Raw genomic sequence first — 24,946 nt, 5'->3', positions numbered from 1 at the left:
AAACCATAGTCATATCGATAAGCAACGCCAAAGTGTTTGCGTGAACACGCATATTATTCAACAAGCCAGCCTCTTTCTGTTCGTGATACGAACCAGTAGAATGAAACAGGCCTGCTAACTGTAACCAACAAGAATCAGAATGAAGCTAGACGAGATAGCAAAACTTGCCGGAGTATCCCGTACCACCGCCAGTTACGTGATAAACGGTAAAGCACAAAAGTACCGGATCAGTGAGAAAACCCAGCAAAAAGTGATGGCTGTTGTGAATGAACACAACTTCCGGCCTGATCATGCTGCGACGTCCCTCCGTGCAGGGAGTAGCCGTTCTTTCGGTTTGATCATCCCTGATCTCGAAAACAGCAGTTATGCCAAGTTGGCTAAACTCCTCGAGCACAATGTACGAAAGGCCGGTTATCAGCTGATCATTTCCTGCTCGGATGATGACGCTGATACTGAGATGAAAGTAGCTGAAACACTGTTAAGCCGACGCATAGATGCGTTGATTGTGGCGAGTGCCCTGCCAAGCGATAACAACTTCTACCAAAGAATTCAAAAAGGCGGCGTACCCGTTATCGCTATCGACCGTGCGATGAATGATGAAATATTTGCCAGTGTGATCAGCGAAGATCTTGATGGTGCGTTTGATCTCACTGTTAGCCTATTAGACAAGAAGGTTAAAACAATCGGCTTAGTTGGAGCCGTACCAGAGTTGGGGGTGTCAAAAGAGCGTGAGCAAGGCTTTCTTTCGGCTATCCGTTCGCACAGCACCCTAAAACACCAACCTGAAATTAGAACGCTAATAGCCAATGGCGACCATTTCAGCCAGCAACAAGGTCAGCAGCAAGTACAAAACTGGATCGACAATGGCTGTATGCCTGATGCAATTCTGGCCACCTCCTACACCCTATTTGAAGGTGTGCTCGATTGTTTACTGGCAAATCCGGAATTAATGCAAAAAACTCACCTTGCAACATTTGGTGATAACCGCCTACTGGATTTCTTACCGATAAAAATCCAGTCATTGCCGCAACAGTTTGAGCTCATTGCTGACAATGCATTGGAGCTGGCACTGAATGCTATTGCAGGCCGGTACCGTACTGGGGTGGAAGTGATCCCTCGAAAAATTAAGCGTCGATAAAAATCATGATTGGGCCCGTTGAATAGACCAAGGCCCAAATAATCATGATTTAACTGTATACCGCTTTACTGCCACCTTACCTAGTCGGTACAACCGCTTTACCTGTTTCGTCAAAGCGTCACTCTTATGCTCTATACGGCGCCGGTTGAGTTGGGTATTCACCCCATCTTGAAATGCACTCAATAACGCCTCTGCCAAGCTATCCATATTATAAGGTTGGTCATTGGGCGGCATCGCAACCACAACCTCATCATCAGGCATGATTTTCGCCTTATTGAAATCAAGCGCCGCCTTTATCGTGTTAGCTTTCGCTGATTGCGGCGCTGATAAATCATAAGGCGGCTGCCACTCTAAGGCCGGAGATAAACGGTCAACCTGATTAAGCACCATGATCACTTGTGGCTTTTTGCGACTGCGATTATCCGCCTGCTGATAGTATTCATCAAACTGCTGGCGAAGTATCACATCACTCTTTCGCGCTGGTTGATTGGCTTTCAATACCCAAAGGACAATATCACTCTGTACCATTTGCTTAACCAACAGCTTATTGGTGGTTACCTGCCCATCAATACCCGGTAGGTCAACCAAGTGAATAATATCTATTCCATCGACATAACAGCGGTGAACGACAATACTTTCCGTTGAAGGGATTGCACTCACTTCAGCCACCATATTACCCACAAACGTATTGACCAGCGAAGATTTCCCCGCACTGACCTGACCGACAATCGCCACTCGGAGCGGCTTTAATTCCTCAGCAAAGTGTTCGCTAGCTGTATCACAGTTGTTCAACTCACCTTCCGCGGCTTTATAGCGACCACTGTATAGATCGATTGCTACAGACAGTACTTCCTGCAACAGGACTTTTTTCAAGGTGTGCTGGACTTCCTCACTGACTTCATCAAACAAACGGCCAAGCAGTTGCCCCCTCGCCTCTGCCACCAAGCCTGCTGACGTCATCGCTCTGAATACCCGGTATACATCATAAAACTTTTTGGCGGCACCAAGCTTCTCTTTATGCTGATATCCTTGTTGAAAGTAGGACAGCTTCAATGTTTCTGCGAAGGGAATATGATTAAGTAAAAAGAGGCGGTAACGATGACTCACCTTCTCCAACATCAACAGAAATTCCGGCGCGGTAAAAGACAAGGCTTGAGTATCGCGTTCAGGATAATATTGACTAGCGACCTCCATCGACAACGATAAGGCATGCTCCCTTAGCCCTATCCAACTATCATCCTGTTCGAGGCGGCGGGCTATTGCTGGATTGAGCTCAGTCCAAACTTCACGGTCAAACTCTCCCCACTCACCGGATGGAGCGACATCATACTCTCCCTCAATACCAATGTTGTTATTCGACGCGCGGCGCGTTTGGCGCAGCCAAATTGCGCCTGCGATAACAACACACGATGAGGATGCAATCAAAATTGATAAGAACAACCATTGATCATCCTGAATAATCCGAAATAACCCCCACCCCGCCAACACGAACAAAGGTATGATCAACGAAGCAAAAACTAAAGGTGCCACCCCAGCGGAGATACGGCTTAGCAGGCTGACACTATTGATTGTCTTTTTCATGGCTGTCCTTTGCCTGCTTTAGCGCTTGTTCAAATACAAAGCGAATATCACTCTCACTAACCGTTTCCCCGCGACTGATATGATAAAGGTACTTACACCCCGCCCGGCCAATCGCATACGTAAGGCCAAAGCTAATAGCAACAGCAACCGCACTCCCTACCGTTTGCCCATATACCGGAATAAACTTCGCCAACTGCCTCACGCCCAACTTTGTTGCGTACTTCAAAGCAAAGCTACTTCCTAATAAGCCAGCGAATTCAGTAAAACGCTTTCGGTTCCACTCAACACCGTATTGACGTGCCAAACTGTGCAGCATTTTCCCTTGTATGGCCGGCACAGACACCAAGCCTACACCTGGAAGCGCATCAGATGCTGCCGCACTGCCTGCATACCACATAACTTCTTGTTGAAGCTTATGGAAATTACTTTGCTCAGCATTGCCATGCTGCTGTGATTGCTGCATCAACTGAATAATTGGTAGCATGTCTGCTAACTGTTCATTCAATGCTGACAGGCCAAACCATTCATTACTTTGGGTCGCTGCACTATCGGGAGCGGTGGCCTGGAAGTCCACATTAACCGACATCAATGTCGTACCCCATACTTTCTCCACCTGAGTTTGGTTATATCGAATAGCTTGAAGCCGTTGTTCTGGGTCGATAATCGACAAACACGCAGTATGGACCACCAATAGACTATCAATACGGCCATCTTTGCGGATTTTTTTCAACGCTGATAGCACATCACTCTGTTCCGGCTCTTCAACTTTCATTACAACCAGTAGCGCATGACTTTGCGCCTGGCAGGCAGAAATATCATCAGAAGGATCATAATCAGCTTCTGATAACCCTCGGGTATCGAGAAAACGCAACACTGGGCTCAGTGAAGGAAAAGCATATTCAACCGCTGTCTGGGTGCAGGGTTGAAAGCCATTACCAACCTCAACCAATTCATTATCCGTGACAGTTGCTATCAGGGTCGACTTTCCTGCGCCAGTTTTACCCAGTAGCCATAATGTTGGCAAAGATGCCTCCCACTGCTGGGTCGCTGCTTGCAAGTCAGGATCTTTCTCCGGATTGATATACTGGTAAATATTTTTGAAAAACTGCTGCATCGATACCTCTAATCCCACATCACACACCCGATAATACCCACATCTGTAATAAACACAATTACAGTCAAAGCATCAGCCTCAAGCTTGGTAAATCAGGGGGGATTTGATCCTATATAATGATCACTGTAGAAATAATAACAAAGTGTTTCATTAACTTATAAATCATAAATTCTATATTTTAGCCATTTTCATTTTCGTAACTATGCAGATTAAAATGGCCTTGCGATACAACGTTTAACAAGCGGCTCTGCCGCTTGCTTTATTTGTTCTTGGTATTTATATTCATATTGAAGTTACAAACTTAGCTTAAAAACAAATCCCGCTGTAAAGACGCTCCAGGCTTACAAGCATATTCCGAGAAATCTGTAACACCTTGGTGCTGCAATACCTCTTCATCAATAAAAAACCTCCCCGTACACTCTTTCGCGTCTCGGGTGAGAACCTCATAACACGCATCAGCCATGATAGTCGGTTGGCGTGAGTGCTCCATAATTTTCTTACCGTTTTTCATATGAGATATTGCTGAAGTGGCAATGGTGGTTTTCGGCCACAATGAATTGGCTGCAATACCATATTCTTTGAGCTCATTTGCAAAGGTCATGGTCATCATCGACATGCCATATTTTGAACTGGTATAGGCGCCATAGTTCTTAAACCACTGCGGGCTTAAATCAATCGGCGGGGAGAGAGTCAAAATATGCGGATTAGACGACTTGCGTAAATACGGCAAGCACGCTTGAGTCAGCAAATACGTCCCGCGCACATTTATCGAAAACATCAGATCAAAGCGCTTGCTTGGCGTGTTTTCCATGTTTTGTAGATGAATACTGCTGGCGTTATTAATTACTATATCAATGCCACCGGTTTGCGTGACAACTTGCTCAACCGCGCTCGCAATTGCGGCTTCATCACGGATATCCAGCACAACAGGAATAGCCTTCCCCTTACCCGCCTGATTAATTTCGTCTGCTGCAGTATATATGGTGCCGGGTAATATCGGGTGTGGCTCAGCGGTTTTAGCGGCTATGACTACCGTCGCGCCCTCTTGCGCGCACCGCTTGGCAATCGCAAAACCAATCCCACGAGAGCCACCACTGATAAATACTGTCTTATTCACCAAGGAACTCGATTGATCAGTCAGCGGCATACTGAGGTTCTCCTCATCAGCCTTGACCTTAGGCATAGAGATAGTATTCACCATCACTTCCAACTGGTTTATCGCTCGTCTTGCTTTATCGAAAAAATTACTCATTACCACAATGCCCTGTAATTATCTTCATTCCATGACCAATGCTAGTAACACTGCATTACTGTGCTTGTCTAACCAAGTATAGAGTAATTATTCGAATTACAAGCAAAGAAAAACTGGAATACCAAAGTGATAAAACACAATCGATATTCCAGCAACTATATATACCCCAGATACTCTGCTGTTAAATTCAGCAACGAGTAAACAATACTATTGCTTAATCCGTATTTGGTTGGGCCTTAGCTACTTCATCTGTCTCATTGTCACTTTTCTTCTCTTGCGGTGACATCTTCATCCAAGAAATGAATAACTCATACCAAATGGCCAAAACCACCGCACCAAGGAAAAGCCCGATAATACCAGCTGAAATCATTCCGCCAATAGCGCCAATCAATATGACGGGCATTGGGATATCTACTCCTCGTCCCATTAACATCGGTTTCAGAAAGTTATCAGACAACCCCGCTAATAGAACCCAAACAGTAAAAATGGTTGCGGGTGTGGTATCCATATATGAAAAAACATAGATAATAACTGGCAACACAATCAATAGAGCCGGCAATTGAGCGATGGCTAAAATGAAAACAACAAGCGTGATAAGCCCTGCCGCTGGTATTTTAAACACAAACATAGCGAGACCAATCAAAACTGATTGGATGAAGGCAACACCTACGACCCCCAACAAAACACTTCGGATTGTTGCCGCTATCAAACTTGCCCATTCTTCACCATGTTTACCAACAACCCGAACGGAGACAAGCCCAACCGCTTTTGCCATCGACTCTGAGTGCGCCATAAAGCCTGCAGCAATAAGCAGTGAGATGATAAACATGACAACTGTTGCTAAGCCACTACCGAGTGCACCAGCAAAAGCCCCCACTGCCGCTTTTATTTCCTCTGAATATTTCATCAGAGCTTGTTCCATATTGGTAGCAAACAAAGCCCATGTACTATGCAGCTTTTCTCCCACCATAGGGATTTCAGCAACTCTTGCTGGAGGTCCCGGCAGTTTAACCGTTTCGCTTTGCAAAAAGTCGGTCAATCCTACAACACCATCGAAAATCGATCCCATTACAATGATCAGTGGCACGACCAATATGGTAATACCTATCACAGCGAGAATAGTGGCTGACAACCCTCGCCTTCCTTTCATTACCCCTTCTAACTTGAGAGTAAGTGGCATCAAAGCCACCGCGATGATTGCCCCCCATAGCACTGGAATAATAAAGGGCTTGATAATGTCATAGGTCCACACGATCAAAATAACTAATAGCCCGATCCTTATGGATGCCTCCAGCATATTATTGATAAATATACTGCTATTTTGCTTTTCAAGTTGTCTATCCATCGTTGTTTTCCTGACTGTTTTGGCTGGCACCGACCAGGCTTGCAACAACAATTGCCATGTAGAACACGCCAGCTGTCGCTTCTAAATACACAATGACCTGAGCAAAGGGTGAGATAGGGCTAATATCGCCATAGCCCAATGTAGTAAGAGTGACAAAACTAAAGTAGGCTGCATTGGAAAAATTATCTCCCCAGTCTTTGGCCTCAAGACCCGTAAAGGATTCAGGGGAAAATTCGAGAATAAGCAAATAGGTAATGGCCCACATTAAACCGAGAAGTAAAAATAACGCCAATGAGCCAACGACCTTATTGTTATCAATACTGCCGGTAAAAAGGATCTGTCGCATAATAGATTTGAACGTGCCGAAAAAGAAACTCAGCATCAAGACCAGCATAGCAACATCGGTTTGCTTGAAATCAAACAATTCTTTGACAATCACCAGCCCAATCCATACCACGGCAAGACTCAACAAAAACCGATACCACCCTGAGTCAAACCGCAAACTCATCAAGCAAACCGCAAACGTCAGCAAGGTAATTCCCTGCATGATTTTATCCAACCAGGTAATATGCAGTACCTGATCAAGTGAAGAACTCACCAACAAGAGAATCAAAGCAGTCGTGAGATAGTAAAAATTATTTTTCTCAGTGATTTTCTTACCCATTTCCCCTCCTGATCCGATTAATGTGTGTGCTCTGCTTTTGAATCCTGTTGCTCGTCCATCACCATAATCGATGCCGTCATGCCGAAGCGCAGGTTCACACCCTCTGGCAATGTCGATAGAGTAATTTTTACCGGGATACGTTGTGCTAAGCGGATCCATTGAAAAACCGGATTCACGCTTGGTAATAAGTTATAGCCCACTGCACCATTTTGTGGGGCTATCCCCCACCCGACAGAGTCAACAACAGCTTCAATCGGCTCTTCTGGATAAGCCATCAAGGTCACTTTTGCCTTATCACCTATGGTGATATTGGATAGCTGGTTTTCACGAAAATAGCCAAACACCCAAAAGCTATTCACATCAACCACAGCAAGTAAAGGCTGGTTGGCAACCGCTTGTGTGCCTTCGCGAATATCCAAGTTAGACACATAGCCATCAACCGATGCAAATACTTGGGTAAACTCCATATTCAATTTGGCTGCACGTAACTTTTGCTCTGAAACTTTGATTTGGATGAGCGACTCTTCATACGATATCTGTCGGCGGGTGATATCTTTCAACGAAACCGCCCCCTTATCTTTGCGTTGAATATCGAGCAAGCGATCTAATTCGATTTTCTTTCCTTTCGAACTTATTTTCGAGCGTTCAAGGGAGGCTTCAGCTTGCGATAACGCAACTTCATATGTCGTGGGATCAATTTGAAATAACAGCTCGCCCTTGCGCACGAATTGGTTATCGACGACGGGTACATAAACCACAGGCCCTGAAACCCGAGGCGCCACCTTGACAATATTGGCGCGAACTTGGCCGTTACGGGTCCACGGGTTGTCGAAGTACTCTTGGTATTTTTGATAGCCATAGTAAATGGCACCACCAATAATGATGAGATTCAGCGCAATAACGAATAGCTTTTTTATACTCTTCATATTCACACCTAAAACTGAATAAAGTAAGCGTCAATAGCAACGGTATAAAGCACCGTTATTGCCAAAAAGGTCACCGATGGATAAGCAATTAGCCGCGATAAACGGGTTTTATTTAAAATGACTACCGTTATCCAAGTCGCGATTACAGACAAAATGATGACAAGTAAAAAGGGCGAGTAATACACATCTCCCCAAGACATTTCATGCGGCACTTCCATTATGGGCCTCCAGGGTAACTCTGCTTGGCCGGATCTATCGGCTCGCCAAACGGTGACACGGCATTTGGAACTTGGTCGGGCGATAGCAGGGGAAGCTGTGTTTCATCCAACATTTCGCCCCAATCTGTTCGGTTCTCCATTTGCGAGCGCAACGCATCATTGAGGTATGGTCGGCCAGTTTCGGCTTCCCACCCGCCGCCGAGTGATTTATAAAGTGCCACCACTTGATTGGCAACATTCCCTTTCACAATCGCATAGGCATCTTCGCTTCGGGTCATCTTCTCAAGCGAATTGAGCAAACGCTCAAAGCTAATTTGGCCATTTTCATACTGGGTCAACGAGATGTTGTAAGCGCGTACCGACGCGTCAACAGACCGAAAGGCAAGTTTCTGTTGGTACTGATTGAGCTGATAGGACTCCAAGGCGTTCGTCACTTCCTGCACCGCCAGTAGCACCTGCTTGTTGTAGTTCGTCAGTGTCTCTTGGAAGCGAGCATCTTGAGCGCGAATAGCGTTTTTCACCCTGCCATACTGGAAAATATTCCACGAGAAAGCAGGACCAAGAGAAAGGTTGAGGGAATCACTAAAGCTAAAATCATTACCTGCAGGAACGGTACTATTGAGACCAATGACGCCAAACAACGAAAATTGGGGGTATAAATCGGCTTCAGCTATACCGATTTGGCTGTTTTGTGCATGAGCCTGTAGCTCGGCAAGTTGAAGGTCGGGACGGCGTAACACTAAACCGGCATCGACTTGTGTACTGATAGGCAACGTCGCGGGAATCAAAGAATATTGGTCGTAATCACTTGTTAGCCGGCTATTTCGCGTACCCTCATATTTATTGTCGAAGACTTTCACTTTGGCATCCACCCAAGGGCTGTCCAACAGCACCATCACCTGGTCCGGCAGAATACCAAGCAGCACTGCAATGGCATTGCGCGATTGCATCATGCCAATTTTCAGGCTGGGTAATGCCGACTCGGTGTTATACAGCTGGGTTCTCGCCTGCTGGACATCTAATTCAGTCACATCCCCCGACTCATACTGGATTTCAGTGATCCGCTCGACGCGGCGCTGAATTTCAATATTCCGTTCAGATAACAGTACCCGCTCTTGGAATGTCCGATAATTGATATAGTTTCTGGCGACTTCTGACGTAATAGTGACCAAAATATCGTGATAGGAAGCGATTGACGCATATAAGGTCGCTTCAGCTGACTCGACGCCAAGCGCATAACGCCCCCACACATCCAGCTCCCAAGCGGCATCAAAGCTCAGCGAAGCATTATCAAAAGTATTCTCGTTTTGGTAAATTTTTGCCACACTACCCGATACATTTTGCCGCTGTGGGTATTGAAATGATTCCGCGACACCCACTGCGGTCCGAGCCTGAAGAATTCTGAGCCCGGCGGCCTCTAAGTCGAGGTTCTGTTGGCTGGCTTTTTCCACTAGCTCATTGAGTACTGGATCATCAAATTGCTGCCACCAGCGCGCGGTTTTGTTTTTGCTCTGCTCAAGATCCGACGTGGACCATGATGTTGGCAACGTAGCTGGTGCCACCCCCTCAAACTTGGGCCCTAATACCGTACAGCCTGACGTAACAAGCAAAGATAACACTGTTATGCAAACGCTGATCTTACTCACCACGCTCAGCCCCCCTAAAACCGCTTCATCGACAATTCTTCCCAAACAACGTCATCACTCACTTGTTTGCAGCTCAGCAATGATTCAAAAATATTTTTCTTCAAGTTTAGGAAGATATAAAACCCGGCAATGTCTGAATTAGAGTACTTATCCAATTCAATATGAGAAAAGTACTCATCGAGTCGAGCTTCTAAGTCTTGATAATCTTGCTTTAAGTGATCAGCATTAAGTTCATCAATTGTCTCTGATTCCACTTTCCATAATGCCTGTGACAATGCAGGGATCACCGTATCTTTATTGCCTTTTTTTGCTTCTACCAATAACGGGTTTTCATCCATTTTTTTACGCGCCTTGATGAAAGTCATCAGGTGATGGTGGAACAAGTCGCATTGTTCGATATAACGCTTAAGCTGTTCGGCCGTGAGTGATGGATAAGGATTAGTGTTAAATTTCGCTCCCCACACCTGCATTTTTTTTAATGCCACTACCATCGTAGTAATACGCCAAACCAACTGTAGTTTTTGCACAAGGGACAGTTGATCAACTTGCAACAATCGGATCACGCCGGTCGCATGACGAAAAAAGCGTTCCCTGAACACCAACAACAAGTGTTCTGGACGACTTGAAAACGGTAAATAATATGAGATCACAACGGACAGCACCGTCATGTAGAATAAAGTGACAATCGTTAGGGTAATGCCGAAGTGATACACCATGTTGTTATCAATACCGAGGGTAAACAAACCTATCAAAAAGAAGATAGTCACCGGACCCTTGAGTACATAGAAACCAACAAAGGTATAAGCAAAAATAAACAAAGCCAGCTCTGCACCTAGGGTTAATTGTGGTAAAAGGAAAACATAGGCGGGAACAGAAAAAACAAAACCCAGCGTAAACAATATCAATAGCATCACGGGGTGAAACGGGAGAAAAGAGAGAATAGAAACAAAGAGTGTGCTAAATATGACAAAGTTATAGCCACCCGGGGGATTAAACTGAATCCAAAATGCGCCAGCGATCCAATAGGTCACAAATACCTTAATGCTAGACTTTGCATTTTCAGCATCCCACCAATTAAAATTGGGCTTGGCCTTTAATGGTGGTAACTCGAATTCGACGGTTCCAGTCAATGAATCGATACTGCTGATACAGCTTTCAAGCTTGGCTAACCGCTCTCGCAATTGATTAAACAAATAACCCGATGATACCGCCTCCCCTCGATATAAATGGCTGGCTTGTTTCAGCCTTTCTCCATCATACTCAACAGGATCCAACGGCTGGGGAGAATGTGCAGCTTGTTTTTCCCATGCATCAGGGAGCCTTTCGAATAATTGGATCACCTCTGTGCGTAATTTATCAAAGTCACGAAGGTATTCTATTGGGTGCCCGCCCGACCGCGAGTGATCTTTGGCAGCAAACAAAAGTAATTCTGTGATCTGACCATACAACGCGATTGTGCCATCCCACTCTTTTTTATAAGCAGATACTTCACTGCACTCACTGTTGAGAGTCTGATATCTCGCTTCGAAGGCCTGTTGAGCAGCAAAGAGCGACTTACTGAGATCGGCTAAGGTGGGTTGCTCTTGGTCGGTTTCGGTCTCTGAGCTAGTCGTATCATCTTCTGATAATTCAGGCTTGGGCTGATCTGCCTTTATCTCTTGTTGCGGTGGAAAGCTCATCGCTTCAAACAAGGCTTTTTGCGCTGAAGCCAAATTATCGCCTAACTGACGAAGATTTTGCTCAACTTTGGGGGGGAAGAGAAATACACCAACGAGGGTATAAACAACGACCCCGAAAACCGTCATAAAAGTACGATCAATACCGTAAAGAAAAGCGCCCTCGGCATCGCCTCCGTTATACATCATCAGAAGCATGACGCCAGTGAGCATAAACAATGTCGGGTCATTCAGGTAAGCTGATCGGATGTAGAACACGATCACCACAACAAGAGAAACCGCCAACATATACAGCAAGCGATCTTGGGCAAAGAACCCCACGAGCAGCAAGCCAATAATGCCACCTGCAATAGTACCAAGTACTCGCAATGTCCCCTTTGCCATAGATTCACGACGACTACCTGTTGATGCAATCAACATCACGGTCGTTGCAGCGGTTGAAGGTTGTGTCCACCCCAAAGCCATTGGGATCATATAGGCTAATGTAAGACTGGTGGCTACACGGAAGGCAAACTTGAACTTATCACTCAGACAAAAAGGTATTAACCAGTTTCCCAACTGGAAAACCGATAGCTTGTCTCTGATACGAAGTACCTGAGTGTCCGCTTTGCTCACCCTATGCCCCTAATATTCGTTATTATGCCCGTGTAGACATAACTACAATGCTAGGATATTTTTTGTAAGGTGTAGCAAAAAATTGTCTTATCTATCGAATTGTTAGAACTCTTAAGCAATAATCATAACAGTGAGAACTCGCTTACAGCTGCGCTAAATTCTTCGGTTTGGAGAATAAATAGGCTGGTGAATGTGCTTCCAATTCCACTTGGGAGCCATAACCCCAGAGAACACCTGCTGACTTTAAGCCATTCTTATGGGCAGCAGTAAGATCGACATAGCGATCACCGATCATCAAGGACTGATCTGTAATCACACCTTGCTCCTTGAGTGCTTCTAGTTGTTGCCACTTTTCTATGCCTACATCACCACCGTCAACAAAATCAAAATGATCAAGCAGATCAAATAGCACTAAAATCTTGCTCGCAAAATCAACCCGCTTGGAGGTACATACCCCCAGACGGTATTTACCTTCCGATTTCAATGTATCAAGAGTTTCGCGCATACCTGCATAAAGTCGATTCTCCGAATACCCCACTTCGGCGTAACGTTGACGAAAGGTAGCAACAAGATCAAGAATCAATGATGGCTGCTTTGAACCAACAAGTTCCATAAAGATTTTATCAAGAGGTGGACCAATATAGCTGGCAATCTCATCTTCACTTCGTGTTTGATAGCCATGTGCAGCTAACGCATGGTTCATAGAACGTACGATTCCCTGTTTGGGATCGCTTATGGTGCCATCTAGATCAAAAATCAATATATCAATTGTCATCCTCTCCCCCTGACAAAGTTCTCAACCAGAAGGCCTGTGGCCCCCTCTGGCTCATCCAAGAATCACGGGTAACAAAAAGCCCCAGGTTTTACGCTGGGGCTTAAATCAATTACTGGCTTTTATTAGAAGGCTCTTCTATCAAAGGCGATTGTTGAAGCGCATTGACGGCATTAAGCAGTAATTTTACTGCTGGTAACATGCGACTTTCATCAATATCAAAGTCACCATTGTGATGGCCTGCCGTTAAATCCGAACCGACTAGGCAATAGATCGCCTTACCCCCGCGAGACTGCACACGATCAAACAAATAACCTGCATCTTCACTGGCACCAAAGTCTTTTTCTCGAACCACTTCGGTAAATCCACTCTCAGGGCCAACACACTCGAGCAACTCAACCAATTCAGGATCATTCTCAAGGCCAATCGCCTCACCTTGGGCACACAGTTTAACATTGACCCCGTGCATCATGGCCGCCGCTTGGGCAATATTCTCTACCTGCTGAAACATATAGGAATTGAGCGCGCGGTTCTCACCACGAGTTTCCCCCAATAACACAGCACTGGCCGGAATCACATTACGTCCGTCGCCTGCATGCATTTGACCAACGTTAATACGCGTCATACCGTCACGGTGACGTGGAATAGCCAGCATTTGATTAACTGCCGTACAAGCCGCAGCAAGGGCATTTTGTCCCGCGTTTGGCTCGATACCTGCGTGAGCCGGTTTCCCCATAAAGTGAAGATCAAACTTGGAACTACATAAGAAATGTTGGGGATCACAAACCAGCGTACCACTGGGCACGTTCATACCAATATGCGCTGCAAAGAAATAATCGACATCGTCAAGCCAGCCACTCTCGGCAATAGCCTTACCCGCACGACAACCTTCTTCGGCAGGCTGAAACAGTAACTTAATTTTTCCTTTTAGCAGGTGCTTATTTTTAGCCAATACCTCGGCAACACCCAACCCAATAGAGGCATGGGCATCATGTCCACATGCATGGGCAATACCTGTAGCAAGAGAAGCAAAGCCAAGAAAACGAGGTCGATGAGCGTCTTCCTCACTTTCCATCACTTCAACGGCATCAATATCAAAACGAAGTGCAATCACAGGGCCTGGCTTTCCCGTGTCGAGTTCAGCCCCGATACCGGTGATCCCATCCATATGAGCCAGATAAGTAATATCTGCCCCCCAGCTAATTGCCCGCTCTTGCGCTTCAGCAACGAGTACTTCATTACGCCCCATGATTGAAGAGCGCTTAATGATTTCATCACTGAAGTGTAGCGAGTAACCAAAATGTTCAAGGTGGCTAGCGATACGACTTGTCGTAAAAAATTCACGCCACGCGGCTTCTGGGTAACGATGAAACTCCCGGCGATGATTCATTAAGCGCTGCGACAGCGTTTGTTCGTCGAATTGCAAGTTACTTAACACCTATTCATCCTAATATTTTTTTACAGGGCACGGCATCAATATCCCGTCAGCTCCATAAATCCTTGTCCTGTGTGACTACCTGTAACCGTTATCGGTCCTTCCCAGTAAGAGAAGATGAAGGGAAGCCACTGCTCCTTTCGGACCACATCCACTTTCAGTTCTATAGCCTTGGATGGCACTTTAATCTTCCACACTACGGGGTACGTCTTATCCCCATGGTGGGTAAATGAAAACGGTGACAATTGAATATCTTCAGCAGCCAGTGTCTCTGTCCTTCCATCAGGCCAACTTAACGAACCAAAATAGTATGGCCGTGCATCTTTTTCCCTGATCTGGTACAGCATTAATGCACTTCCATCATCGAGATGGATAGAGAACCAATCCCACCCCTCTTGGTTATCAGAAAGGCCACGACTACTCCATTCTCTGTCATACCACGCATCGCCAGAGACCTCATAAAGCTTACCATCCAACTCCAATCTGCCGTCTACCTTCAAGAAAGGTGCGCTGAAGTAATAAGATGCTATATCTTCTGTCGCATGTTTTTTACTGTAGCCTTGATCCCCTTGCAGAACAATACCACCGCTTTGCTGAATGGCTAATTTACCCGCCATACCGCTTGGGTCAGCAAATGTGAGCACCCCCGGAAATGGTGAATCAGAAAAAGATCGCCACTCCCAGTTATCTAACCAAGCGCGGTAAGGCTGACCCAATACACCTGCCTGCCCAATCCCGCCACGGGCAAAACGCTCTGCTGACCACGTTTTATTTTTACTGGTCACCACAGTATGTGCCATATACCGCTGCGGACTTTTCCATCCCTGCCCCTTTTCTGTAAGCGCTCGGGATCGGAATAAGGTCCACTGAAGGCCAAATTCTTCCCCGTCATCTGACTTGAGGTTTGCGGTCAAATACCACCATTCCGTTTTAAACTCAGGGTGTGGTAAATGGTCACGAGGAAACTGAAATTGATAACCCGGCGTTACTTGCGCGAACTGGTCATGATTTTGTCCTGACATCATCGCAACAGAGGGACTTTCCCTCTGCTCGGGACTATCGTAGCTCAACATAAACAATACGGTGCTCAACGTCAGTATCGAAATAACCAGATACCATCGAGGAAATTTGCTTCCCTTCATTAGAACGACTCCCTCAGTGACATAATGGCCGACTGCCTCACCAAGCGCCAAACAGGCCAAGCTCCGGCAAGCAACAACACCAATAATGTTGAGCCCAAAGAGAACAAATAATTCGTTGGGAAGTACTCAATAGGCATAGTCCAACCAAACGAATACTTAAGCACTACATCAATCAATAGCTGCGCCAATACCAACCCCAGAGGCAGAGCAATCAATGCCGTCAACACCCCAATAACGAGCAACTGACCACCACCGAGCAAGGCAAGCTCCCGTCCTGTCATTCCCATACAGCGCAGCAACGCAAACTGGCGAAGACGCGAGGTTTCACCCGCCACCGTAGCAAAGAACAAGCCGCACACAGCAACAAATAACGTAAGCTTACCCAGAGTGGCCGTCACAATGAACGTGCGGTCAAATACGTTCATCGCTTGCAACATCAATTCATTATTGTTCCGTATCCGCTCTGGCGGCAGGCGGAAGGCCTCTCCCAACGAGCGGATTATGGTCTCAGCCTGGGAGTGGTCTTCAAGGTGTATAGCCAAGCTAACCTGGCCTTTATGCGGCCATACTGCTTTCCAGCGTTTTTGGGACATGATTATTTGGCCATGTGGATTACCATAGTCATAAAAAATCCCTGCGACTAACCACTGCTTGTTAAGCGGCGGGGGAAGATCGAGTACTTGGCCCGGCTTGATATTGTGCTTCAGCGCCATAGACTCACTGACCAAAACAGCACGTTCATGATGAAGCTTCTGCCAGTAATTAGGGGCTGCCACTTTAACGGCCAAAGCCTGTTTCTCATCGGCGGTGCCACCAATGCTGACGACTTGCAGTGTCCCTGCATCTGTTGGCAACATCTTACGCCACTGCCACCATACCTGTTTCACTTCATCCCTATTTTCCAGCCACTGTGTCATCCTCGGCGCCATATTAACTGCAGGACGAATATAGATATCAGCAGCCAATCGCTGTTCTAGCCAAGTTTGGGTGGTATTCCTGAAACTACCCACCATTGTTTCCATCCCGATATTTGATGCTAATGCCAACATAAACGCCATTGAAGCAACACCGCGGTAGCTTAGACTGGCTGCAGCATCGGTGAAAAACCAGCGCAGACGGGCCGAGCGTGCCGCAATACCCAAGATCCGAAACAGCTGCCAAAGTAGAAATGGCATTACCAATGCTGACGCTATCAAAATGCAAGCAATCAACACAAAGCCAGCTTTTTGACCATGCGGTAACTGATACACCGCAATAGCAGCACCGATAAACATACATGAGAACACCGCTTGCAACGCAAACTCTCTGCCACTGAATCTAACGATAGACATCCGACTCGACAATCGAGCAGGCTGAGTCCTGATTAAGCGTACCAATGGCCAACAACAGGCCAGCAAGCAACCACCGACCGCAATCAATACCGAAGCAGCCCCCCACTCCCATTGCCACCGAACAACAAGGCTGACATTTGCCCCGTACAGATCATTAAGGCTTTGCGCTACGGACGGTAACAACTTCTCAGCCAACAATAAGCCAAGAAGATTACCACCGATCAATCCGACAATTATCCAAACGACTAATTCAACACTCAGCGCTCGCACCAACTGCCCAGAAGATACCCCCGCTTGCCGCATTATCCCCACCAATGGCTGGCGCTGAGAAAAGGACAGTGACATTGCTTGATAAAAAATAAATAGCCCCACTACAAAGGCCAGCATTCCCATTGCAAACAAGTTCAAGTGGAATGCGTCTGTCAGTGGCTCTAGGCCTTCAGTTTCTTGTTTTTCAAGCTTCAGTGCTGCTGGTAGCTTATCTTTGAGCCGACTGAGAGTTTGAGGATCTAGTTCACCACATAGAATGGAGCTTAGTCCCGAACTTGGCTTCAACTGCCTAAGCAGGGCCATATCAGCAATAAGCCGAGGGCCTTTAATCCTTTCTTCGTTCAAGACATGCAGCGGCCCTATGGTATGACCGGATTCCAACAATAATGTCTGGCCATCTTCGAATCCCATATAGTTGGCAAGTTGATCGCCCACCAGCACAGGATACGGTGGTTGCATCAGTGACAATATTTGCTCTTGGTTCTTAGCATCAGCCTCCGTATTCCGGCGGAAACTCGAAAATAAAGCGATAGGGTCAATGCCGACGAGCTCAACGCTGCGACCGTTTTCTAGTGAGATGCGCTGTTCATCGAGCGGGACACACTGACTAAACCCTTCACGACGAAGCTGGATATAAAACCCCTGCGGTACTCTCAGTGCAGGTTGAGTGTGACGAATACGATAAGGAAATGGATTCGAGAAAAGGAGCTCACCATCACGGTAGCTCTCTCGAGCCTGCTGATTGACCCCCATCACCCCAACCAACAACGCAATACCTAGGGTTAAACCCAACCATACAAGAACAATTTGAAGTGGGTGACGCTTATAATGCCCCCAGAGCGCTTTAGCTACGGGGCCTGACATGCAACAGCCCTCCTTGCAAGCGAATACAGCCATTCATATGTGCCGCAACCTGATTACTGTGAGTAACAAGTAGTAGAGTACAATCCAACTGCTTAGTCAGGTTGCTCAATAAGTTAATTACCGCTGAGGCATTTCGTTCGTCTAAACTGCCCGTCGGCTCATCAGCCAATAATATTTGTGGTTCCATGTAAAGTGCACGAGCAATTGCTGCCCGCTGCTGCTGTCCCCCCGACATTTCTTCAGGGTAGCGGCCGAGCAAGGGCATCAAATCTAACGCCGCGATAATTTGCCGCCAAAGTGCAGGCTTTTCTGGCAACCCCTTAAGTTGGCGACAAAAGCGAATATTGTCAGCAGTGCTTAAGGTGGGTAATAGATTGAATTGCTGAAAGACAAGTCCAATGTTGTTACGACGAAAAGCGGTTCTCTCACGCTCTGAGATCATATGTATTGGTTTATCACCTAACCAGACCTCCCCAGAATCAACAGAATCTAAACCAGCAATCAGGTTCAGTAGTGTACTCTTACCCGAGCCACTTTCACCCATCAGTGCTAGTTGCTCACCCTGCTTTAAATCCAGCTCAGCACCTTGCAAAACCGAATGGTATTCATCCCCATCCATATATCCTTTGCAAAGGTCGACCAGTCGTAACATTGTAATCCTCAGAGGTAGGAAATCTTTGAACTGAAATTTACAGTAAACTGATTGTTCTATAAAGCCCTTTGAAGAACATGGGGATAAAATACAACCAACGCGCTACATTCAGCCTACATTTCTACGCAAAACACCTACAAGATGCTCACAAAAAGACGCTACTTAATATCAATTACTGTTATATTTTAGTGTAAACCCTACTTACCAATAAGTTGCAGGGAATCGCTGTTAAGCCCAGAGCTAATATCACATATAACCAGCAACCTTGCGACACGGAGCCGGAATTTATGGAGCAAACAATTTTAGTGGTCGGCGCATCAGGTTATATAGGAAGTCACCTTGTGCCGGAGTTGGCTAGTACTGGCTACAAAATCAGAGCCACTGGCCGCAACTTAAAATTGTTAGAAAAACGCGGGTGGCAGGAAATAGAAAACGTCAGCCTTCACCAATTAGATCTCAATGAAGCCAACAATTTACCTGAACTACTTGAAGGCGTAGACAGTGTGTTTTTCCTTGTTCATGGTATGAACCATGGCCATGATTTTATTGATATTGAATTACAGGCGGCAAAAAACTTCAGTAACGCCTTAAAGCATTCTTCCGTTGAACGCGTAATCTATCTTGGCGCACTGCAACCTGCTGACGGCGAACCCTCCGCTCACCTACAGGCCCGAAAGGCCACGGGCGATATCCTCAGAGAAAGCGGTAAAACCATTACAGAATTACGAGCGGGGATTATCGTTGGCCCTGGTTCTGCAGCATTCGAAGTAATGCGGGATTTTGTGTTCCATTTTCCACTTCTCATCACGCCTAAATGGGTTTATTCGAAAAGTTCACCAATTGCATTGCGTAACCTGCTGTACTATCTGGTGCAGTTACTTCATTTCAAGCCAACTCGTCATCAAATTATGGATGTTGCCGGGACAGAGAACATCACTTACGCCCAACAATTAAAAACTATTGGTCAATATATAGGAAAGAAAACTCGTATCTTGTCTGTTCCTTTCCTTACACCCAAGTTCGCCGCAAGATGGCTACATCTAGTAACCTCGGTTCCCACTAATATTGCCAAAGCATTAATAGGGGGGCTCGGGCATGATTTACAGGCAAATGGCACTGCACTTCAATCTCTTATCCCCCAGCATTTACTGAGTTACGAGGAAGCGGTTGAAGAAAGCCTAGGCCATGAAAATGAAGTGGTCAGAAGTGATATATGGGGCTTTGACCCAGACGCCCTCGCCCGCTGGCAACCCGGCTATGGCTATTATCCCAAGCAAGCAGGGTACTGCTTGAAGACAGACGCAACCGCTGAAGAGCTGTGGCAGCAAGTACAGCTGGTCGGAGGAAAACAGGGTTACTTCTATGCCAACTACTTATGGCGGATACGGGAATGGATGGATTTCGCTATTGGCGGTGATGCCCTCAAACGCTATCGCAGGGACCCCGAGAATCTAGAACTTGGCGACAAAATTGATTCATGGAAAGTGATTAACTTAGTACCGAACCAATTTCTATCCCTGCTGTTTGGTATGAAGGCGCCAGGGCTTGGCCGGTTAGAGTTTACTATCGAAGATAAAGGTGACTACCGCGAAATCGACATCCGGGCCTGGTGGCACCCAGCAGGTTTTTCAGGTTTGCTCTACTGGTTTGCCATGATGCCTGCCCATCTTTTTATCTTCCGTGGTATGACCCATGCACTCGTCAGGCGCTGCCAAGCTAAAGCACAAGAAGGGAAAACCGAGACAATATAAGAGTGGCTTTGGTTTAGCTTTTTCTTTGTACTAATGTCGGCTTTATCCGAACTAACATATTTACTTCGGCTTTGCCTTGCCATACTTCTTCCAAACATCGATAAGCTTGCTCAGCAATCTCCAAAACGGGCTGAGCAACCGTTGTTAACTGATAACCCTCCCAGTCTGACTGAGGAACATTATCACAGCCTACGACACTCAACTGGTTAGGGATCGTCAAACTGATATCCTGCCGGCAACAGTCCATCAAGCCAAAGGCTAATGCATCTGAGGCACAAAACACTCCCTGTAACAGTCGCAATGTCGACTGTTCTTTCTGCGTAATTTGATAACCAGCACTATAGCCATATCTTCCAGCCTCTAGCCGAGCAACATCATCGATCCCATGCTGATAAAGAGTATCGATAAACCCTTGAAAACGTTCGGTAGATGCCTGACCATCGGCTCTACCCGCCACAAAGCCAACACGAGAGAACCCTTTTTCAATAAAGTAATGCGCAGCAAGTTGACCCGCCAGCCGATTATCCGTTTGCACGGAAGGGTGCTGTCCAGCGGGATCTGAACGTCCAAGGGTAACCAAGGGTAAAGATAGCTTCTGGCACTGAGCAACACTTTCTATTGGTAGCGATCCCATCACGGCGATCACCCCATCCACTTGATAACCCGATAACCTCATCAGTGCCGCATCCAAGTCTTCAGCTTGCTTGACGTTAAGCAACATTGGCTGCTTACCGTGCTTTTGCAGTACCGTCGAAAGCGTTTCGAACAAGTAGGATTGAAAAGGATTTGAAAAATCACTAATCAGTATCGCCACTAAGTGAGAACGGGCTTTCTGTGCGGGCGTACTTAGCGTTCTGGCAAAAAAGTTAGGTTGATAGCCTAATTGCTGAGCTGCCAGCAATATCTCATCCCGTTTAGACGCACTAATGCTGGCCCCTTCGGTAAATGCACGAGATACCGCCGAACGCGATACCCCAACATGCTCAGCTACATCTGAAGCTGTAACCTTCTTATTCATGAATAACTAAAAACTCCCTAGTCTCACTTTTTTTGTAACAGTAGCCATCTTCAGCGATGTTCAGCCCCATTGTTTTTTCCACCTTTTCAGCCAAATTTGGCCGACATTGCGGATCAATATGGTACAGCCACCATAAACTATTACGCTTACGGGTATAAGACTGAATTTCCTGCCAGGATCCATGGCTGTCGTGAACCATTATCGTCTCGCATTCTACAAAAACCCAATCTGACTGCGCAGCAAGAACACGTCCTTGTTCCAATAGTTTCCCATCACCGGAATAGAACATTTTCTGCCCTGCGGACCTCGTTAACTGCAGACTAAGGTTGGACACCGCATGTTGCGTCGGGGCGGTTTTAACCGACCAAGGCCCAATACGGTTTACTTCACCGCTATCTTGCCAAATAAGCTCAAAACCTAACCCATCTAACGGCCAATATGCAAAATCAACCAGCGGCTTGAGCACTTCCCATTGCGCTTTTTGAGCGACAATTGTCATCGGTTTTTTTCGACCTTTTGCATCCATCCAATTGAGCAACGTTGTTAAGCCCGCACAATGATCTGGGTGGCTGTGGGTGATATATATCGAGTCTACCTGTTCTGGTGTGCTTAAATGCCCCATTAAAGCCTTTGGTACCCATGGGCCACAATCAATCAACAACGAATAGCTACTTTCCTGTACGAGCAAACTGGCGTTAGTCCGCTCACTATCGTAAGCATCTCCACTACCAACGACATAAAATGAAAAATCATGCGGCATTGGCAATGGCCTTCGATTCAATGCGTTGTTCTTGATGATCAAAAAAGTGACTTACTGATTGTGATAGATTCAGCGGTAATTTGTCACCTTGCTCAAACCTCAGATCACTCTCAACAACAAATGTTTCGCCACCGAGCTCTCCGTAATAAAGACGGGCATGCCCCAATGGCTCTACGACTTTGATGAGCATTTCGCAGTCATAATCCTGCGGACATACTGACACTTGATTCGGTCTAATTCCGACACTTTCCGTGCCATCGAAAACCTGCATTTTCGGCACTAGACGACTCAGGGTATCAACGGGTAGAAAGTTCATCACTGGCGTACCTATAAAAGCAGCGACAAAGCGATTAACAGGCTGATTGTAAAGCTCTTCAGGAGCCCCAACCTGTTCAATTTCTCCTTTGTTAAGTACTACGATTTTATCAGCAAGAGTCATGGCTTCTACCTGATCATGGGTAACATAGACCATGGTTGCATTCAGCTGCTGATGAAGTTGCTTAAGATAAACACGCATCTCACCACGCAATTTTGCATCAAGGTTAGACAAAGGTTCATCAAACAAAAACAGCTCAGGATCGCGAACAATAGCTCGACCAATGGCAACACGCTGTCGCTGCCCCCCCGACAATTCTCCGGGTAGCCTTTTCAAGAGCGCATCGAGTTGAAGGTGCCCTGCCGTCTCACTGACCTTTTCAGCAATCTTGCTTTTGTCTGTGCCTGCCATTTTTAATGGGAAGCCCATGTTCTTCTCTACCGTCATATGCGGATATAGGGCATAGGATTGGAACACCATAGCCACTTCACGCTCAGATGGGTGTATACCGTTTAAACATTTACCGTTGAGCTTAATCTCACCGCCACTGATTGATTCCAGGCCAGCAATCATTCGGAGTAAGGTAGATTTTCCGCAGCCAGAAGGACCGACAAACACGACAAATTCGCCATCATGGATATCTAAATCGACCTTAGGTATCACCACATTGTCACCGTACGCTTTCGTCAGGTTGTTAATTGCTAATTTAGTCATCATCTTGTTCTCTTTATTTCAAACCCATCGAAAAGCCACGCAACAAGTAACGTTGCATATAGCCAGCCAGTGCCAACATTGGCAGCGAAGAAACAATTCCGACCGCCATCAATTCGCCCCACGCAGTACCGTCTTCGGTCATGAAGTTGGAAATGAACAGCGGAATGGTAAATTTATCCGGCGTGTGGATGAACAACAGCGAAAATAAAAACTCGTTCCAGCCAAGGATCATGGCAAATATCGCTGTCGCAACCAGTCCTGGCGCGCACAGCGGAAACACAATATACGCCAGACGATTAAATAGGTTGGCCCCATCCATTGCCCCTGCCTCTTCAATTTCAAGGGGGATATCACGTATAAAGCCCAACAACATCCAAATACAAAACGGTAAGGTATAAACCTGATACGCTAATACTAGGCCTAATTTGCTATTAAGCAGCCCAAGTTGATTCATCAGTGAATACAAAGGAATAGCAACTACAATCGGTGGCATCATTTTGATGATCAGCACGAGTAGCAAGAAAACATTGTCCAGCTTGGCGGGAAACTGATAACGCACCAGCGCATAAGCAGCAAAGAAAGCGACAATGACCGACACCATCGTCGCCGACAGTGAGATCAATACCGTATTACCAATTAAGGTTTGCACATCCCCCGACCAAAGCGTGCGAAACGCATCGAAGCTTATCTGGGATGGCAGCAAGGATGCACCTGACCGCAAAATTTCACCAGGGGGTTTAAACGCGGTGCCAAACATCCAAACAATAGGCAATAGAAATAACCCGACCGCCAGCCAAACCAATGTTGTATGAATATATCGACTCATGCCTTGCCTCCTTGCAATGCTTTGCGGGCGTAAAATAAGGTCATCACCATTGAGATTGCCAACATGACTAACGCAGCAGCGCTGGCCATGCCAAGATTGAAGAATCTAAATCCATATTTATAGACGAACATAGATAAAGTCTCGGTGGCATTTCCCGGCCCGCCCCCGGTCATCACATAGACTTTGTCGAATAACTTGAAGGTATCAATCGAGCGAAGTAATAGTGCTAACATCAACTGCTTTTGCACTAAGGGGAAAGTAATATAAACAAAACTGCGCCACCCTTTTGCACCATCGACCATTGCCGCTTCGCCAATATCTTTAGGGATCGACTGCAAGCCTGCCAATATGATCAAGAACGCCATTGGCGTCCATTGCCAAGTATCAACCAAGGCGATAGCGAACAAGGCTAAATCGGGATTAAACAACCATTCCTGAGCGGGTAGCCCTACGGCCACAAGAACGCTATTAATAAGGCCAAAATCATAGTGATACCATGAGCGCCAAATTGACGAGCAGACCAAAGTAGATAGCATCATCGGGTAGATGATAATGGGCAAAGCATACTTGCGCCCTGGGAACTGCCGCTGGAACAACAACGCCAAGTAAAGCCCTAACAAGACCTGAGCTGTGGAAGCGACCAAGGTAAAAATAAAGGTATTCTTGATGGCGGAAATAAAGAAAAAATCGTCCAGCAATTCGGTAAAGTTTGCCAAACCAACAAATTGATAGGTTTGGTTTGCGTAATCCACCTCTCCGAAAGCGTTATAAATCACATTCAAAATGGGATATACAGTCAACAGTCCCAAAATAACCAAGGCCGGTGCTAGTAGCAGCCCTAACTGTTTACGGTTCTCAAATAACATAGTGAAATCCAAAGACTCACTGCCTCAGGCATCTACCCAAGGCAGCGAAAAATA

General features: G+C 46.2%; 21 protein-coding genes. 2 read left to right on the top strand and 19 right to left on the bottom strand.

Annotated elements, in window-relative coordinates; translation table 11 throughout:
* The first annotated feature begins 139 nt into the window (after positions 1-139).
* Positions 140-1,138, top strand: coding sequence for a catabolite repressor/activator (gene cra, locus NHN17_RS11915; RefSeq protein WP_255042768.1), 999 nt, complete (start codon positions 140-142; stop codon positions 1,136-1,138).
* Positions 1,139-1,180: 42 nt separating this feature from the next.
* Here the strand turns inward: cra and NHN17_RS11910 are convergent, their stop codons facing one another.
* From NHN17_RS11910 to NHN17_RS11845, 14 genes are all read right to left on the bottom strand, one after another.
* On the bottom strand, positions 1,181-2,719 hold the full coding sequence (locus NHN17_RS11910) for a GTPase family protein (RefSeq protein WP_255042767.1): 1,539 nt from the start codon (positions 2,717-2,719) through the stop codon (positions 1,181-1,183).
* Positions 2,700-3,833, bottom strand: coding sequence for a YcjF family protein (locus NHN17_RS11905; RefSeq protein ID WP_274129851.1), 1,134 nt, complete (start codon positions 3,831-3,833; stop codon positions 2,700-2,702). Before NHN17_RS11905 ends, NHN17_RS11910 begins: the two co-directional genes overlap by 20 nt.
* Positions 3,834-4,134: 301 nt before the next feature.
* Positions 4,135-5,085, bottom strand: coding sequence for an SDR family oxidoreductase (locus NHN17_RS11900; RefSeq protein ID WP_255042761.1), 951 nt, complete (start codon positions 5,083-5,085; stop codon positions 4,135-4,137).
* A 214-nt stretch (positions 5,086-5,299) separates the two neighbouring features.
* On the bottom strand, positions 5,300-6,430 hold the full coding sequence (locus tag NHN17_RS11895; protein WP_255042760.1) for an AI-2E family transporter: 1,131 nt from the start codon (positions 6,428-6,430) through the stop codon (positions 5,300-5,302).
* On the bottom strand, positions 6,423-7,094 hold the full coding sequence (locus tag NHN17_RS11890; protein WP_255042759.1) for a potassium channel family protein: 672 nt from the start codon (positions 7,092-7,094) through the stop codon (positions 6,423-6,425). Before NHN17_RS11890 ends, NHN17_RS11895 begins: the two co-directional genes overlap by 8 nt.
* A gap of 17 nt (positions 7,095-7,111) precedes the next feature.
* Positions 7,112-8,011 carry an HlyD family secretion protein gene (locus NHN17_RS11885; protein WP_255042786.1) on the bottom strand — a complete coding sequence of 300 codons (900 nt, stop codon included), beginning with the start codon at positions 8,009-8,011 and terminating at the stop codon, positions 7,112-7,114.
* Between the two features lie 17 nt (positions 8,012-8,028).
* Positions 8,029-8,232: a DUF1656 domain-containing protein gene (locus NHN17_RS11880; protein WP_255042785.1), complete on the bottom strand. Its 204-nt coding sequence runs from the start codon at positions 8,230-8,232 to the stop codon at positions 8,029-8,031.
* Between the two features lie 5 nt (positions 8,233-8,237).
* Positions 8,238-9,893 carry a TolC family protein gene (locus NHN17_RS11875; RefSeq protein ID WP_303629384.1) on the bottom strand — a complete coding sequence of 552 codons (1,656 nt, stop codon included), beginning with the start codon at positions 9,891-9,893 and terminating at the stop codon, positions 8,238-8,240.
* A gap of 5 nt (positions 9,894-9,898) precedes the next feature.
* Positions 9,899-12,091, bottom strand: a complete 2,193-nt coding sequence (locus NHN17_RS11870; RefSeq protein WP_255042782.1) for an FUSC family protein — start codon at positions 12,089-12,091, stop codon at positions 9,899-9,901.
* Between the two features lie 226 nt (positions 12,092-12,317).
* Positions 12,318-12,950, bottom strand: coding sequence for an HAD family hydrolase (locus NHN17_RS11865; RefSeq protein WP_255042758.1), 633 nt, complete (start codon positions 12,948-12,950; stop codon positions 12,318-12,320).
* Between the two features lie 109 nt (positions 12,951-13,059).
* Positions 13,060-14,385 carry an amidohydrolase gene (locus NHN17_RS11860; RefSeq protein WP_255042756.1) on the bottom strand — a complete coding sequence of 442 codons (1,326 nt, stop codon included), beginning with the start codon at positions 14,383-14,385 and terminating at the stop codon, positions 13,060-13,062.
* Between the two features lie 35 nt (positions 14,386-14,420).
* Positions 14,421-15,524 (bottom strand): lipocalin-like domain-containing protein, encoded by a 1,104-nt coding sequence (locus NHN17_RS11855; RefSeq protein ID WP_255042754.1) that lies wholly within the window; start codon positions 15,522-15,524, stop codon positions 14,421-14,423.
* On the bottom strand, positions 15,524-17,989 hold the full coding sequence (locus NHN17_RS11850) for an ABC transporter permease (protein ID WP_255042753.1): 2,466 nt from the start codon (positions 17,987-17,989) through the stop codon (positions 15,524-15,526). The genes NHN17_RS11855 and NHN17_RS11850 overlap by 1 nt, the downstream gene beginning before the upstream one ends.
* On the bottom strand, positions 17,970-18,641 hold the full coding sequence (locus tag NHN17_RS11845) for an ABC transporter ATP-binding protein (protein ID WP_255042751.1): 672 nt from the start codon (positions 18,639-18,641) through the stop codon (positions 17,970-17,972). Before NHN17_RS11845 ends, NHN17_RS11850 begins: the two co-directional genes overlap by 20 nt.
* 287 nt (positions 18,642-18,928) lie before the next feature.
* On the opposite strand from NHN17_RS11845, the gene NHN17_RS11840 reads away from it, so the two are divergent.
* Entirely contained in the window at positions 18,929-20,392 is a 1,464-nt protein-coding gene (locus tag NHN17_RS11840; protein WP_255042749.1) for a DUF2867 domain-containing protein, read from the top strand.
* 13 nt (positions 20,393-20,405) lie between these two features.
* Here NHN17_RS11840 and NHN17_RS11835 read toward each other — a convergent pair whose 3' ends face one another.
* The 5 genes from NHN17_RS11835 to NHN17_RS11815 are packed head-to-tail and all read right to left on the bottom strand — an operon-like array spanning position 20,406 to position 24,892.
* Entirely contained in the window at positions 20,406-21,410 is a 1,005-nt protein-coding gene (locus NHN17_RS11835; RefSeq protein WP_255042747.1) for a LacI family DNA-binding transcriptional regulator, read from the bottom strand.
* Positions 21,403-22,170, bottom strand: a complete 768-nt coding sequence (locus tag NHN17_RS11830) for an MBL fold metallo-hydrolase (protein ID WP_255042746.1) — start codon at positions 22,168-22,170, stop codon at positions 21,403-21,405. The genes NHN17_RS11835 and NHN17_RS11830 overlap by 8 nt, the downstream gene beginning before the upstream one ends.
* Positions 22,160-23,200, bottom strand: a complete 1,041-nt coding sequence (locus NHN17_RS11825) for an ABC transporter ATP-binding protein (protein ID WP_255042781.1) — start codon at positions 23,198-23,200, stop codon at positions 22,160-22,162. The genes NHN17_RS11830 and NHN17_RS11825 overlap by 11 nt, the downstream gene beginning before the upstream one ends.
* Positions 23,201-23,213: 13 nt before the next feature.
* Positions 23,214-24,026, bottom strand: a complete 813-nt coding sequence (locus NHN17_RS11820) for a carbohydrate ABC transporter permease (RefSeq protein WP_255042745.1) — start codon at positions 24,024-24,026, stop codon at positions 23,214-23,216.
* Positions 24,023-24,892 carry a carbohydrate ABC transporter permease gene (locus tag NHN17_RS11815; protein ID WP_255042744.1) on the bottom strand — a complete coding sequence of 290 codons (870 nt, stop codon included), beginning with the start codon at positions 24,890-24,892 and terminating at the stop codon, positions 24,023-24,025. Before NHN17_RS11815 ends, NHN17_RS11820 begins: the two co-directional genes overlap by 4 nt.
* Positions 24,893-24,946 lie beyond the last annotated feature (54 nt).

The organism is Photobacterium pectinilyticum, assembly GCF_024357955.1.
In the GTDB taxonomy this organism is placed as follows: Bacteria; Pseudomonadota; Gammaproteobacteria; order Enterobacterales; family Vibrionaceae; genus Photobacterium; species Photobacterium pectinilyticum.
The sequence above is the reverse complement of the archived record's forward strand: the minus strand, read 5'-3'. Positions and strand labels throughout refer to the sequence as shown.